Below are 13,374 nucleotides of genomic sequence, written 5' to 3' on the forward strand. Positions count from 1 at the left end.
GGGGGCCGCACTTTTGCGTTCGGAGGAATACTGGCGAAGGCCCCGCCCGCCGCGGCCGTGAATCGCCGGAAACCACAATGTCGGGCGGGTCTGGCAGGATAGTGCGGTGACGATTACTGCAGCAGCCGACGGTTCGGCTTTAGGAAACCCCGGTCCGGCCGGATGGGCCTGGTACGTGAACGATGACTGCTGGCGGGCCGGCGGCTGGCCGCACGGCACGAATAACCAGGGCGAGCTGATGGCCGTGCTGGATCTTTTCCGTTGCACCGCGCACCTCCCCGAGGAGGAGCTGCATATTCTTTGCGACAGCCAGTACGTCATCAACTCGGTCACCAAGTGGATGCCCGGCTGGAAGCGCAAGGGCTGGCGGAAGGCTGACGGCAAGCCGGTCCTGAACGTGGAGATCCTGCGGGAAATCGACCAGGCACTGAACGGACGCAAGTACCGCTTTGAATGGGTCCGCGGCCACGCCGGGCACGATCTCAACGAGGCCGCCGACGACCGCGCGCGGGCTGCGGCAACCTCCTATCAGCAGGGCATCGCAGTGCGGTCGGGGCCGGGGTTTGTCCGCGCCGGGCTTGTCCACGAAGGAGGCGCCTCCAAACAGGCCGCTCCCGAGGTGCCGCAGCGCCAGGAGTCCCTCACCCTGGCCGGAAGCCGCAATCAGCCGGACCTTTTCACCGAACCTGACCTATTCAGTGAGCTGGAGACGGATCCGTTCGCGCAGCCCGGGCCGGAAGCAGCTCCCGAAGCCGTCGTCGAGGCACTGGAGCGGGAACTGCTCAGCCCCGACACGCGTGCCGACATCGGGCGGACCGGGGTGCTGCTGCATCCGGACTTTACGGAAATCGGCAGCTCAGGCCGGTTCTGGACACGGGATGCCATGATGATGGCTCTCGAGGAGAGCCCTGGCGCTGCTGCTGAACTGGAGATCATCGGCGCTGACCGGGTAGGACCCCAAGCGGTCCTTCTGACCTACCGAAGCAAGGACCGGGCGGGATCGTCGCTCCGCAGTTCGCTCTGGGTCCTGGACGGCACCCAGTGGCGCCTGCGCTTCCACCAGGGAACCCCGGAGGCCTAACCCGGATCAGCTGAACGGCTGCTCAAGCTGAACGGCTACTTCAGCTGAAGCGTTGCGTATTGCCCTGCTCCGCCTGGGCGTACGTGGCGGCCGCTGAAGTCAGGGCCATGTTGATCGAGGCGAGCGAGGCCTCCACCTTGCCCTGCGTGATGGTCCACTCGGTGATCAGCGCCTGGAAGTTGGTGGCAGCCGATCCGCGCCAGGTGCCCTGCAGCTCATCCAGCCCCCGCTTCATGGCCTGGACGTCCGCGCTGATGCGGTCAACCGTGGCCTTCACGTTGGCTGATTTGAGCTGGAGCAGTTCGGTATCTACAGAAATGATGCTCATGGTCATTGCCCTTCGACGCTGTTCGCAAGCTTGGTCAAGCTTGCGGACGGCCCTGGGTGTTAGGACCGCTACGTCGAGCCTAGGAAGCGGGCGGAAAGCCGCGCCACATCCGCAGCCTATATGTGGACAACTTCGCCGGCTTCGCCGCCGTCGTTCTTAATGCCTGGATAGTCTGCGGCCTCGTCCCGGAACGGAAGACTGACCACCATGGTGGCGCCCCCGCCGTCTGTGGGGATCATGCGGACAGACCCCGAGTGCGAGCCCACGATGGCAGCAACGATGGCCAGGCCGAGGCCGCTGCCGCCCGTTTCCCGGGTCCGCGAGGTGTCCGCCCGGTAGAAGCGCTCAAAAATCCGGGACGCCTCGTCCTCCGGGATCCCGGCGCCGTGGTCGCGCACCTCGATGACGGAAAACCGTTGGCCCGCCTCGCCGGTGCGTACTCCTACGGCGAGCTCGATGGGCGTCCCGGGCGGGGTGTAGCGCAGGGCGTTTCCCATCAGGTTGCCCACCACTTGGCGCAGCTTTGCCTCGTCGCCCAGCATCGGCGCGGGGGACGGCGGTCCGCCGTCGAGGCCTGTCAGTGAAATCGTCCGGTCCCGGTCGCTGGCCTGGGTGTCCACGACGGCGTCGTTGGCGAGAAGTAGCAGATCCACAGGCTTCTGCTGCAGGGGGCGCTGCTCGTCCAGCCGGGCGAGCAGCAGAAGGTCCTCCACCATGGAGCCCATCCGCTTAGCCTCGCTCTCAATCCGACCCATGGCCGTGGCCACGTCCTCCTCCTTGGTGAGGGCGCCCTGGCGGTAGAGCTCGGAGAACCCCCGGATCGTCACCAGCGGGGTGCGGAGTTCGTGGGAAGCGTCAGCGGCAAAGCGGCGCATCCGCTCTTCCGAAGCCAGCCTGGCCGCGAAGGCGGATTCAATATGGCTGAGCATCGCGTTCAGGGAGCCTCCCAGCCGCCCCACTTCCGTGGCCGGGTTCTCCACATCGACGCGGCGGGAAAGATCACCGGCCGCGATGGCCGCCGCGGTCCTTTCCACACGGGCCAGGGGACGGAAGGACCTGGACACTGTCCAGGTGGCAATGAAGAAGGCCAATACCAGGGTCAGGAAGCCTACTCCGATGACCACAAGTGACGCGTGTTCCACGACCGAGTCCACCGGGGCCAGCGGCAGGCCGATGATGACGACGGCGTTGCGCTGGTTGCCGTCAACTACAGGCAGTGCCACGACGCGCCAGTTCCGCCCGTCAGTGCCGCGCACTTGGAACGGGGCGAGGTCGAGCCTGTTGGCTTCGGCCGGGGAGAGGCTTTCGATGTCCGGGTGCGAGTCTTTGTTGCCGCCGAACGGGAACGGTTCCTGGTCCTGCCGCAGGAGCATGAGGGAGTAGTCGGTGGGGATGTTCGGGTTCTGTTGCAGCAGCTGGTTGAAGGACTGCTGCTGCTTTACCGAATTGACGGCGACTTTGAGCTTGTCGTCCACCTGGCCCTGCAGGTAGCTGTGCAGGAGTGTCAGTGTTCCGGAACCGGTCACGGCGAGTGCCACCAGCATGAGCGCCATCATGATGGCCACCAGCTGGGAACGCAGCGAAGCCGACTTCCAACGGTGCAGCAAGGTCAGCGCTTTTCGGCTGTCCGAAGTACGTAGCCCACTCCGCGCTTGGTCTGGATGAGCGCCGGGGCGTCGGGGTCGATGTCCACTTTGCGCCGCAGGTAGGAGATATAGGACTCCACGATGGACGCGTCTCCGTTGAAGTCGTATTCCCAGACGTGGTCCAGGATCTGGGACTTGGACAGGACCCGGTTAGGATTCAGCATCAGGTAGCGCAGGAGCTTGAACTCCGTGGGGGAGAGCTCAATGACCGTGCCGCCGCGGCGCACCTCGTGGGCGTCGTCGTCGAGCTCGAGGTCGTCCACCCGGATGACGGCGTCGTCGTCAAGCAGCGGCTGGGTGCGCCGGAGCACGGCGCGGATCCGGGCCACTACCTCGTCCAGGCTAAAGGGCTTGGTGACGTAGTCGTCGCCGCCGACGGTGAGCCCGGTGACCTTGTCCTCGGTGTCGTCCTTGGCCGTGAGGAACAGGACGGGGAAGTGCTTGCCTGAGGCGCGCAGCCTGCGGGTCACTGTGAAGCCGTCCATGTCCGGGAGCATGACGTCGAGCACCGCGAGGTCGGGGGCGTGGAGCTCGGCGGCGGCGAGGGCGTCGCGTCCGTTGCCGGCCGAGACGACCTCGAAGCCTGCGAACCTCAAGGAGGTGGAGAGCAGCTCGCGGATGTTTGGTTCATCATCGACGACGAGCAACTTGGCTTCGGGACCGTTCTTTTTCATACCTCTCATGATGCTCCCAGAATCTGGGAGTTTTCTGAATGAATGTTGAGTGTCCCATGTGTGGCACCCGGCACTAGGCTGCCAGCGGCGGTGCAACGTACCGCGCCGGCCAGGCCGATGCCGGGCTGTCGCCGACGAGGCATTCGTCAGGCGGGGCCACGCTGGCGCCCGCGGACTACGGGGAACCCTTTTTGCGGGTAATTCGTTCGGGCCGCGGAGGGTTTCCCCTGCTACCGGCCAGTACTAGAGTGGGCCCACTGAGTCCATGAGGATTCGGGACCAATCGTTCATGCGGCACCCAATGAAGGGGAACTACCACCATGACGGAAATACATGCGCCCGAGAGTACCCGTACGGCTGACCGCAGTATCCGCGACTGGGCTGACCTGGCTGAGGAAATGTGGTCCTACTTGACCGGCAAGGGCGCCGCGATCAACTACAACTTCATCGACATGACGGTCGAGGTTCCGCGCGACATCGGCCCGGACGCCCCGCGTGCCACCTGGAAGCTCAACGGCAGCCTCCGGGTGACCACCAGCGACAACGACGCCTCGGGGTCAGACGAGAACCGGAGCTGATCCGGACGTGAACGGATTCCGCCTCGACATGGATCTGGACTTCTCCTATACCGATGAGTCCGGAACCATAACGCGGGGAACAGCAGAGGCCGGCGGCAGCCAAGTGCGAATTGCCGTGGACAGCCTTGAGTCGTTCAGTTCCGGCGGCATGCCGTCGCTCGATGACATCCGGCCACTGGCCAAGACCCTCGCGGACCGGGGGCTTTCAGTGGTGGTTGACGGCCCGGACGGTCACATCGTGAGCCTCGGAGCCGTCGCAAGCCCGGCGTCGCAGCGGCTCATTACCCGCTCACCCCACATCAAGTTGGGGAAGCTCGGCGCGCTGGCGCCACTCATGAAACGCGGGCGGCGCCCGCCGAGATTCTCGCTGCTGCCCCCGCAGACTCCGCTGCCGCTGATGCCGACAGTCAGGCGGAGCATCGTCCGCCGTGCCACCACCACCCACCACAGCCGGGGGAGCGGCCGGCCCAGGCTCATCTTCGTCCAGGACTCGGCCACATGGAACGGACAGGTGCCGCGCGAATACACCCTGAGCAGGGAAATAGTCAGGATCGGCAGTGACGGGTCCTCGGACGTCCAGCTGGACGGACTGGACGGCCTCCATGCGGAAATAGTCCACAACGCTGACGACGAGTACGTACTCGTGCCGCACGGGAAGGTGACAGGCAGTGTCGCATCCACGGGTGAGTCCGTGCTTCGAACGGGCGCCCGCATCCAGATGGGACAGTGGTGCCTGGCCTATTTCCGGGAGGAGTTCGCGGACCACGGACGTCCGTTCGGCGGCCGCAGCGGCGGCGAACTCGCCTATCAGGCACCGCAGCTTGACCCGCGGACAGGAACCACGGAACGGGACGGATCGTGGGGGATCAGCTGACTACCGGCGGCGGCGGACGTTTGGCCTGGGATTCAGCGGGAACGGGATCCTGCGGGGAGCCGGCCGCCGAATCAGGTGGCCGAAGGATTCCGTCCCACGTCCTTGGCGTCCATGATCCGGTAGGCATAGCCCTGCTCTGCCAGGAACCGCTGGCGCTTCGCCGCGAAGTCCTGGTCGAGCGTGTCCCGCGCCACCAGTGAGTAGAACCGCGCTGCGCGGCCGTCCTGCTTGGGGCGCAGCAGCCGGCCCAGTCGCTGGGCTTCCTCCTGCCGGGAACCGAACGAGCCGGACACCTGGATGGCTACCGAAGCTTCCGGAAGGTCAATGGAGAAGTTCGCAACCTTGGAAACCACCAAGGTCTGCACTTCGCCCGCCCGGAAGGCTTCGAACAGCTTCTGGCGCTCCTTTACGGACGTGTCGCCCTTGATCACGGGGGCCTGGAGCCGTTCACCCAGCTCGTCCAGCTGGTCGATGTACTGGCCGATGACCAGCAGTTGCTCACCCCGGTGCTGTTCCACCAGTTGCTCCACCACCATGGTCTTCGTTTCGGACGTGGCACAAAGCCGGTACTTGTCGGCGTCCTCGGCCATGGCGTACGCAACACGTTCGTCATGGGGAAGATCCACCCTGACTTCCACGCAGTCCGCCGGGGCGATGTAGCCCTGGGCCTCGATGTCCTTCCACGGCGCGTCGTAGCGTTTCGGGCCGATCAGGCTGAAGACTTCGCCTTCGCGGCCGTCCTCGCGTACCAGGGTTGCGGTCAATCCGAGCCTGCGCCGGGCCTGCAGGTCCGCCGTCATCCGGAAGATGGGTGCCGGCAACAGGTGGACCTCGTCGTAGATGATCAGGCCCCAGTCGTGGCCGTCCACCAGTTCCAGGTGGGGGTAGAGCCCGCCACGCTTCGTGGTCAGGACCTGGTAGGTCGCTATGGTGACCGGGCGGACTTCCTTGACCGAGCCGGAGTACTCACCGATCTCGTCCGCCGTCAGCGAGGTCCGCTTGACGAGCTCGTCCTTCCACTGCCGGGCGGACACGGTGTTGGTCACCAGGATCAGCGTTGTGGTGGAGCTTGTGGCCATGGCCGCCGCACCCACAAGCGTTTTGCCGGCGCCGCAGGGGAGCACGACGACGCCGCTGCCGCCGGCCCAGAAGTTCTCCGTGGCCAGTTTCTGGTAGGGCCGGAGCTTCCAGCCGGACTCGTTGAGCATAATGGGGTGCGGCGTGCCGTCCACGTAGCCGGCCAGGTCTTCGGCGGGCCAGCCGATCTTGAGGAGCAGCTGCTTCAGCTGCCCGCGCTGCGAGGAATGGACCACCACGGTCTCGCCGTCGATGCGCGGGCCCAGCAGGGGCTGGATCTTCTTGGCACGGCAGACTTCCTCGAGCACGGGGTAATCGCTGGTCCGCATCACCAGCCCGTGCTGCGGGTCCTTTTCCAGCCGCAGCCGGCCATAGCGGGACATCGTTTCTTCGATATCGATCAGCAGGGAATGCGGCACCGGGAAGCGCGAGTACTTCAATAGGGTGTCCAGGACGCGTTCGGCGTCCAGCCCGGCAGCGCGGGCGTTCCACAGCCCTAACGGAGTCAGGCGGTAGCTGTGCACGTGTTCCGGTGCGCGCTCCAGCTCGGCGAAGGCGGCGATGGCGTGCCTGGCTTCCGTGGCCTGCTCATGGTCCACTTCGAGCAGGATGGTTTTGTCGCTCTGGACGATCAGGGGCCCGTCGTTCACGGTGCCCAAGCCCTGATGCCGCTGGTTCGTGGGGTGCTGGTCACTGCTGGGATCCCTCTTCCGCCTCAATGTCGATGATCCGGTGGATCGAGAGCACGCGTTCGGTTTCGCGTGCGGGGTCGAAGACCCTCACCCGTCCGCCGTTCACAGACACCGGAACAACCGTTTCCCTGCTGGAATTCCCTTGGCTGTCCACCACGTTCATCACCACTGCCTGCCGGAGCCGGATGGCCTTCTGCAGGGTTTCGAGCCCGAGCTGCGTTGCTTCCTCGCCCGTTGCCCCTGGCGCCGTGCGGCGGCTTCCGTTGCCGTTCGGTCCATGAGCGGCTCCGTGGCTGCGGAGAATCGCCAACTGGGCGTCGACGTCGGCCTCCGCCGGTGCCGTCCGCGGCGCACTGTACACGGGACGCCCGCTGCCCGGAACGGCAGTGGTCCGGCGCAGCCGGATCAGCGCCGACTCAGCCTCCTCGACGGCCGGTGACAAACCCAGCGCACGCAGTACCTGGGCGGTTTCCTTCGGGCCCGCGCGGGAGATCAGGACTGTGGGCGCAATGCGGACCAGCCCCAGCCCTGCCGCGCTGGATTCCTTGACGAGTTCGAGCAGGGCGTCTTCGTCGTCGCTTTGGATGAAGCTGGACGCCACGCCCACGCGCAGCCTGCCGTGCCTGGCCGCGGTGTCCTCCACGAGGTATTCGAGTGGCTGCGGTACCGCGGTGGCCGAGTGGTCGCGCAGGAAACGCAACAGGCTGCCGGCGTCGTGGCCGGCGTCGAGGGCGCGGCGGACGGACGCCACGGAGAACCGGTAGATCGTAGCGGGACCCTGGCCCTCGGCGTCGGCCATCACCAGGAGCTTTTCGCTCAACTCGGGCGCCAGGTACCCAGGCGCCACGGCAGTGAGGTCAGCCTGCAGCAAAACGTGGTTGAGGGCGGCCGGCAGATGCTCTCCCAGGATATCCAGCGCTTCATCAGGACGTTCCGCGGCGATCGCGGAGCCCAACTGGCTAAGCGCGCCCGAACCGATGAGGCCGAGCATCTCCGCTTCCGCCAGGACGCCGCGGATCAGCGAACTAAAGCGCCGGGCCATCCGGGGCTGGGTCCATTCTGCCCGTTGCAGCACCGCGGCCGCGTCCAGCACCGGCGCCTTGCCGTCGGCCTCGGCGGCCTCGTCCGTAAGTTCGTTGAGGATCTCCAGGATCCTCTTCCGGATGACAGGCGCGTCCGGCCGCTGGGCCTCAGCCGACAGGGCGTTGATGGTGGTGCCGGCAGCCGCACGGTGCGGGGCAGAGCCGGCGCCCGGACCGGTGACTGGCTGGCCCACTAGCGACGGGGCGCGTTCGCTGGCCAGCCAGGCATTCACGAGCCAGAGCCACTGTTCCTGGCGCGGCAGCGTAAGCCACTCAAGCTGTTCCGGCTGGACCCAGGCGGAGCTGTCAACGTCCAGCCGGAGAAGTCCGGCCAGGGCACAGAGCTCAACCAGCAGGCCGGCGGGGTGGAGGTCGATCCGGAGTGCGTCCGCCAGGCGCTTCATCTCGCGTACGCCGACGCCCCCGCTCCGCAACGTGACGAGGGGCTGCTCGCGCACGTTGTACAGGAGCTCTCCTGCCAGACGGAGGGTTTCGGCAATGGCGCCCAAAGCTGCATTTCGCCGGAGCGCCGCCGTGGTCTGTCCTAGCCTGGGTACCGGGGGAGTCAGCGTGAAGTCCTCGATCACGGCCCCGCCGCGGAGGGCAATCCCGACGCTGTGCGGCAGCTCCACGTGGGCGGCGTCCAGCGGTACCAGCAGGCCCCTCGCCAGGAGCCAGTCAACCGGCCCGACGTCGGGGCCTTCGTTAACGACGGAGGCCCGCCGCTGGGCCTGGGGCACGGCGCCCATGGCCCAGTTCCCGAAACGGGCCAGGAGCGCCGTAGTGCGGTCCGGGGCCGTGGCGAGGAGCCGTTCCAGGGCATCGGGCGTGGCTGTCCAATGCTGCAGTGACAGGGCGGCTTCCATGGGCGTTGTGGCGGGATGGATTGAGGCGCCGCTGTGGTGTAGTTCGCCCACCAGTTGCACCACGCGCTGGGCGAAGGCCGGCTGCAGCCGGACAAGTTCCGTGTAGCTCCTGCCCAGTCCTGCCGGATATATCCCTACGACGTCACGGAGGCTTCCGACCGGAAGGTAGAAGCGCTGGCGGGCACCTGCCGGCAGCGCGGCACCGTGCGGGGGCTCGGCGCGGTGCACGAGGGCCAGTTCTTCAAGGGAGTGCAGGATCCGTTCGATGGCGGACAGCGAGGCGCCGCGGATGAGTTTCTTGAGTCCCGCGGCCGAGGCGCTGTGGGCGGTGTCCGTGTTGGTGCAGAGGTGGAGAGTCTCCAGAACCTGCATCTGCGGCCGGTTCAGCCGCTCCAGTGCCCGCTGCACGCTGACCCTGGCGCTGGCCCGCGCCGCGAGGGCCGCAAAGTCCGGAACGTTGGGTGAGACCAGGTCCGGCCGCGCGGAGAACAGGGCCCGCAACGAGTCGTCGCTGCGTGCCTCCAGTTCCTTGCTGAGCGCGCGAATAAAGGACATCAGTCCAACGTTACCGCCCGCCGGACTTTCCTGCCCGGCGGCGGGCGGCGACGCCGTCGATCACCAGGAATATCATCAGGAGGAACGCCAGCGGCAGGCCGTAGAGGGCCAGGGATGTTACCCACACCGGAGCGGCACTGCCGCCAAAGGCGATGGCCATTACGGCGCCCACGGCAGCCAGCGAAAGGACAGCAATAACCGCCGCAACTATCATCAGTGGCCGCCGGTAGCGGGAGGGTGTCATGGAAGTAACGCTAACAGCCCGGCTGTGCCCGTGCCGCAAAGCGGGAATCCGGGTCCCGGCAGGATAACCTTGAAGATACAGACCAACATGGTCCGGGCAGCCATACCCTGAACCCGCATATCAATGCGGATGCGGTGGCCGCCGGCCGTGTCACAGGAAGTCCAGAACGAAGAAGGTTGATTACGTGCCTACCGGCAAGGTCAAGTGGTATGACAAGGAAAAAGGCTTCGGATTCCTCGCAGGTGAGGACGGCCAGGAAGTATTCCTGCCCAAATCCGCCCTGCCCGAGGGCGTAACGGACCTCAAGGCCGGCACGCGCGTGGAGTTCGGTGTGGCTGACGGCCGCAAGGGAGCCCAGGCCCTCGGGCTGCGCGTGCTGGACAAGACCCCGTCCATCGCGAAGGCTAAGCGTCCCAGCGCCAAGGACCTGGCACCCCTCGTCCAGGACCTGGTAAGCGTTCTGGACAACCTGTCCGGAACGCTGTCCGCCGGAAAGTACCCGGAAGGCAACAAGGCCAAGGCGATTGCAGCTGCCCTCCGTAAGGTCGCCGACGAGCTGGACGCCTAGGCATCCGCATGACTTCCCAACCTGACCAGGGCACCCCCAAACCGGCGTCAAAGCCCCGCGCCGGCGTCCCCGTGTGGCGCGTCGGCAAACCGGATGCGGTGCTTGCTGCAGCCGTGGACTTTGCCCGAGCTGCAGTGGAGGGCATCGCCCCGGCCGAGCAGATCGGACAGCACCTCGGTGCCAAGAGCGAAGGGGACCGCGTTGTCACGCATCTCTTCGAGTCCCGGCTGGCCGGGTACCAGGGATGGCAGTGGTACGCGGTGCTCACCCGCAATTCCCGTTCCAAGGTCATCACGGTGAACGAACTTGGCCTGCTGCCTTCGGAGGATTCCATCCTCGCACCGGAGTGGGTGCCCTGGGCTGAACGGGTGCGCCCGGAGGACGCCCAGGAAAATGAACAGGACGCGGAGGCGCCCGTTGTGGACGCCGACGCCCAGGACACTGCCCTGGCCGGTTTCGACGACGGCGCCGCCGTTTCGGACGACGGCGACGCTTCCGACGACGATGAAGACTCCGACGACGACAGTGACGCACCGGAGAAACCATCCGGCTCCGCCCGCGAGGTCAACTAGCCTGCCCTTCCCCCGCGCTGCCCCCGGAAAGGTGAGGCTCCGTGAGGGGCTGCGCCACTTCGCGTGCTGTGCGGGGGAGCCAGCCGCTCCAGCAAGGCTGACGCGCTCCAGCAAGGCTGGCAGCGGAGCACTTAACGAAGAAGGCGCCGTCCGGGACCAAAACCCGGACGACGCCGTCGGACGCTAAAGCGTCAGCAGCAGCTGATTCCCTACTTCCGCAGTTCTCCCACGACGTAGTCGATGCTGGACAGGAGAGCCGAGACATCGTCCGGGTCGATCGCCACGAACGTGGCGATGCGCAGCTGGTTGCGGCCCAGCTTGCGGTACGGTTCGGTGTCCACAATGCCGTTGGCGCGAAGGACCTTGGCGATTGCCGCCGCATCAATCGAGTCGTCGAAGTCGATGGTGGCGATCACGTTGGAACGGTCTTCGGCCCTGGCAACGAACGGCGTGGCGTACTCGGAGGCCTCTGCCCAGTCATAGATGCGTCCGGCCGAATCGGCGGTGCGTGCAGCGGCAAAATCAAGGCCGCCGCTGGCGTTCAGCCACTGCACCTGCGCGTCCAGGGTTACCAGTGTGGCCAGCGCAGGGGTGTTATACGTCTGGTTGAGCCGTGAGTTGTCGATGGCGGTCTTCAGGTCAAGGAAATCGGGGATCCACCGGCCGCTCGCCTTGATCCGGGCGGCGCGCTCCAGCGCGGCCGGAGAGAAGAGCCCCAGCCACAGGCCGCCGTCGGACGCGAAGTTCTTCTGCGGGGCGAAGTAGTACACATCGGCTTCCGAAACGTCGACGTCCAGGCCGCCGGCAGCCGAGGTGGCGTCCACCAGGACAAGCGAGCCTTCATCCGCGCCGGCAACCCGCTTGACCGGAGCTGCCACGCCCGTGGACGTTTCGTTCTGCGGCCAGGCGTAGACGTCCACGCCCGCTTCCGCGGTGGCTTCAGGCCGTGTGCCGGGCTCGGCTTTGATGATGGAGGAGGCATCCAGGAACGGAGCCTTGTTGGTAGCGGAGGCGAATTTGGAGCCGAATTCGCCGAACGAGAGGTGCTGGGCCTTGCTGTCCACAAGTCCGAACGCCGCGATGTCCCAGAATGCCGTTGACCCGCCCACGCCGAGGATGACTTCGTATCCTTCGGGGGCGCGGAAAAATTCACTGAGGCCGCTGCGGACAGACCCGACCAGGTTCTTCACCGGGGCCTGGCGGTGCGACGTGCCCAGAAGCGTGGCAGAGGCGGCGGACAGCGCCTCGATCTGCTCGGGGCGGACCTTTGATGGCCCGGCGCCGAACCGTCCGTCCTTGGGCAGGAGGTTGGCGGGGATAGTGATGCTGGTGTCGCTCACAATGGCTCCAATTTATCGGCGTGGACGTGTTTCCGGTGTGGACGGTGGCCCGGCAGTGCACGGGTTCCTGCAGGGGGAATCCCCTATATTCTGCCTGACGTGCCTGCAGGGGAGGGAACGGCATCCGTCATAGTCCAGTCACTGAGACATCCCGGCCGCAGGTCAGCGCAGTGCGCGGAAGATTATCCGGAGTAATTCAAAATAGGCTAAACTGGTTGCTGTCGTACAGCGGGCCGCGTAGCCGGTCTGGCTGATCCCGTGGGGCTTTTCCCAGCGGCCGGTCGGTGGATGCAGGTCCACCCCGCCGAGGCCAACGTGGAGGCCTTTGCGCGGTACGGTGGGACTGACGCAAGGACTGTGCTCGAGGAGCTGAGCTGGATGACCGATCTGATCGACACCACGGAGATGTATCTTCGGACAATCTTGGAGCTTGAGGAAGAGAACATCGTGGCTCTCCGCGCCCGGATTGCCGAACGGCTGCGCCACTCCGGGCCCACCGTTTCGCAGACCATCGGGCGCATGGAGCGTGACGGACTGGTGGTTGTTTCGGGGGACCGGCACCTTGAGCTCACCGAAACCGGCCGGAAACGCGCCACCGAAGTCATGCGCAAACACCGCCTCGCGGAACGGCTGCTGGCCGATGTCATCGGACTCGACTGGGCGTACGTCCACGACGAAGCGTGCCGCTGGGAACACGTCATGAGCGAGCGGGTGGAGCGTCGCATCTTCGAACTCCTGAACCACCCCACGGTTTCCCCCTATGGCAATCCCATTCCAGGCCTGGCGGCGCTCGGTGGGCAGCCCACTCCCGCGTTCACCGACGGTGTGGTGAACCTCCTTGAGGCCATGACCGGGTACGGAGCCGACTCGCGCATTACGGTGAGCAGGCTGGCCGAGCCCATCCAGGTTGAGCCGGAGTTGCTGGTGCAGCTGGATGAAGGCGGAATCCGGCCGGGGGCGTCCCTCGCCCTGGAGCGTGTGGGGGAGTACATCTCCGTGCGTGTGCCCGAGATCGAAGGCGCCCTGGAGTTGCCGCCCGAGGTTGCGGCCCACGTGTTTGTTACGGTCAGCTAACCGCGCCCTTGTAGGACCACCTACAACGTACTGAGACCCAGATAACGGAATTATTACCGCGCTGATTAATCGCCTATAGTTGAGCACTAGCGCCGATACAAAAGCGTTACCTGATCCGAAGCC

Annotated in this window: 13 protein-coding genes; 6 read left to right on the top strand and 7 right to left on the bottom strand. The window is 66.0% G+C overall.

Translation table 11 applies throughout. The features are described 5' to 3' along the window. The first annotated feature begins 106 nt into the window (after window positions 1-106). Complete coding sequence (locus ASF98_RS03705; RefSeq protein ID WP_055797587.1) at window positions 107-1,081, top strand: ribonuclease HI family protein; 975 nt, start codon at window positions 107-109, stop codon at window positions 1,079-1,081. A 40-nt stretch (window positions 1,082-1,121) separates the two neighbouring features. Here ASF98_RS03705 and ASF98_RS03710 read toward each other — a convergent pair whose 3' ends face one another. From ASF98_RS03710 to ASF98_RS03720, 3 genes are all read right to left on the bottom strand, one after another. After that, entirely contained in the window at window positions 1,122-1,409 is a 288-nt protein-coding gene (locus tag ASF98_RS03710) for a WXG100 family type VII secretion target (RefSeq protein ID WP_028271319.1), read from the bottom strand. A gap of 116 nt (window positions 1,410-1,525) precedes the next feature. Beyond that, the gene (locus tag ASF98_RS03715; RefSeq protein WP_055797590.1) at window positions 1,526-3,016 is read right to left on the bottom strand and encodes a sensor histidine kinase; all 1,491 of its coding nucleotides are present in this window, start codon (window positions 3,014-3,016) and stop codon (window positions 1,526-1,528) included. A gap of 2 nt (window positions 3,017-3,018) precedes the next feature. Then, window positions 3,019-3,729 carry a response regulator transcription factor gene (locus ASF98_RS03720; protein ID WP_028271318.1) on the bottom strand — a complete coding sequence of 237 codons (711 nt, stop codon included), beginning with the start codon at window positions 3,727-3,729 and terminating at the stop codon, window positions 3,019-3,021. 320 nt (window positions 3,730-4,049) lie between these two features. Here ASF98_RS03720 and ASF98_RS03725 point away from each other — a divergent pair, with 320 nt between their 5' ends. After that, complete coding sequence (locus ASF98_RS03725) at window positions 4,050-4,307, top strand: hypothetical protein (protein WP_055797594.1); 258 nt, start codon at window positions 4,050-4,052, stop codon at window positions 4,305-4,307. A 7-nt stretch (window positions 4,308-4,314) separates the two neighbouring features. Further along, window positions 4,315-5,181, top strand: a complete 867-nt coding sequence (locus ASF98_RS03730) for an FHA domain-containing protein (protein WP_082506692.1) — start codon at window positions 4,315-4,317, stop codon at window positions 5,179-5,181. A gap of 71 nt (window positions 5,182-5,252) precedes the next feature. Here the strand turns inward: ASF98_RS03730 and ASF98_RS03735 are convergent, their stop codons facing one another. From ASF98_RS03735 to ASF98_RS03745, 3 genes are read right to left on the bottom strand one after another with little or no spacing between them, the layout of a single operon-like run. Beyond that, window positions 5,253-6,908, bottom strand: a complete 1,656-nt coding sequence (locus ASF98_RS03735) for a DNA repair helicase XPB (protein WP_055797867.1) — start codon at window positions 6,906-6,908, stop codon at window positions 5,253-5,255. A gap of 40 nt (window positions 6,909-6,948) precedes the next feature. After that, window positions 6,949-9,453, bottom strand: coding sequence for a helicase-associated domain-containing protein (locus ASF98_RS03740; protein ID WP_055797597.1), 2,505 nt, complete (start codon window positions 9,451-9,453; stop codon window positions 6,949-6,951). Window positions 9,454-9,463: 10 nt separating this feature from the next. Continuing rightward, on the bottom strand, window positions 9,464-9,697 hold the full coding sequence (locus tag ASF98_RS03745; protein WP_055797600.1) for a hypothetical protein: 234 nt from the start codon (window positions 9,695-9,697) through the stop codon (window positions 9,464-9,466). Between the two features lie 184 nt (window positions 9,698-9,881). On the opposite strand from ASF98_RS03745, the gene ASF98_RS03750 reads away from it, so the two are divergent. Together ASF98_RS03750 and ASF98_RS03755 are read left to right on the top strand one after the other, a co-directional pair. Continuing rightward, complete coding sequence (locus ASF98_RS03750; RefSeq protein WP_055797603.1) at window positions 9,882-10,265, top strand: cold-shock protein; 384 nt, start codon at window positions 9,882-9,884, stop codon at window positions 10,263-10,265. Between the two features lie 8 nt (window positions 10,266-10,273). Further along, a complete protein-coding gene (locus ASF98_RS03755; RefSeq protein WP_055797605.1) occupies window positions 10,274-10,837 on the top strand; it encodes a DUF3027 domain-containing protein in 564 nt (187 codons plus the stop codon). A gap of 209 nt (window positions 10,838-11,046) precedes the next feature. On the opposite strand, the gene serC is transcribed toward ASF98_RS03755, so the two are convergent. Then, entirely contained in the window at window positions 11,047-12,177 is a 1,131-nt protein-coding gene (gene serC, locus ASF98_RS03760) for a phosphoserine transaminase (protein WP_055797607.1), read from the bottom strand. A 378-nt stretch (window positions 12,178-12,555) separates the two neighbouring features. Between serC and ASF98_RS03765 the strand changes: the two genes are divergently transcribed. Then, window positions 12,556-13,251 (top strand): metal-dependent transcriptional regulator, encoded by a 696-nt coding sequence (locus ASF98_RS03765; protein WP_055797870.1) that lies wholly within the window; start codon window positions 12,556-12,558, stop codon window positions 13,249-13,251. Window positions 13,252-13,374: the final 123 nt, after the last annotated feature.

It is taken from the genome of Arthrobacter sp. Leaf337 (assembly GCF_001423745.1).
Classification (GTDB): domain Bacteria; phylum Actinomycetota; class Actinomycetes; order Actinomycetales; family Micrococcaceae; genus Arthrobacter.

Excerpts from the sequence above, each read along its gene's own strand:
- ASF98_RS03710 (WP_028271319.1), bottom strand. The coding sequence starts at position 1,409 with ATGAGCATCATTTCTGTAGATACCGAACTGCTCCAGCTCAAATCAGCC.
- ASF98_RS03720 (WP_028271318.1), bottom strand. The coding sequence starts at position 3,729 with ATGAAAAAGAACGGTCCCGAAGCCAAGTTGCTCGTCGTCGATGATGAA.
- ASF98_RS03725 (WP_055797594.1), top strand. The coding sequence starts at position 4,050 with ATGACGGAAATACATGCGCCCGAGAGTACCCGTACGGCTGACCGCAGT.
- ASF98_RS03740 (WP_055797597.1), bottom strand. The coding sequence starts at position 9,453 with ATGTCCTTTATTCGCGCGCTCAGCAAGGAACTGGAGGCACGCAGCGAC.
- ASF98_RS03745 (WP_055797600.1), bottom strand. The coding sequence starts at position 9,697 with ATGACACCCTCCCGCTACCGGCGGCCACTGATGATAGTTGCGGCGGTT.
- ASF98_RS03755 (WP_055797605.1), top strand. The coding sequence starts at position 10,274 with ATGACTTCCCAACCTGACCAGGGCACCCCCAAACCGGCGTCAAAGCCC.
- ASF98_RS03765 (WP_055797870.1), top strand. The coding sequence starts at position 12,556 with ATGACCGATCTGATCGACACCACGGAGATGTATCTTCGGACAATCTTG.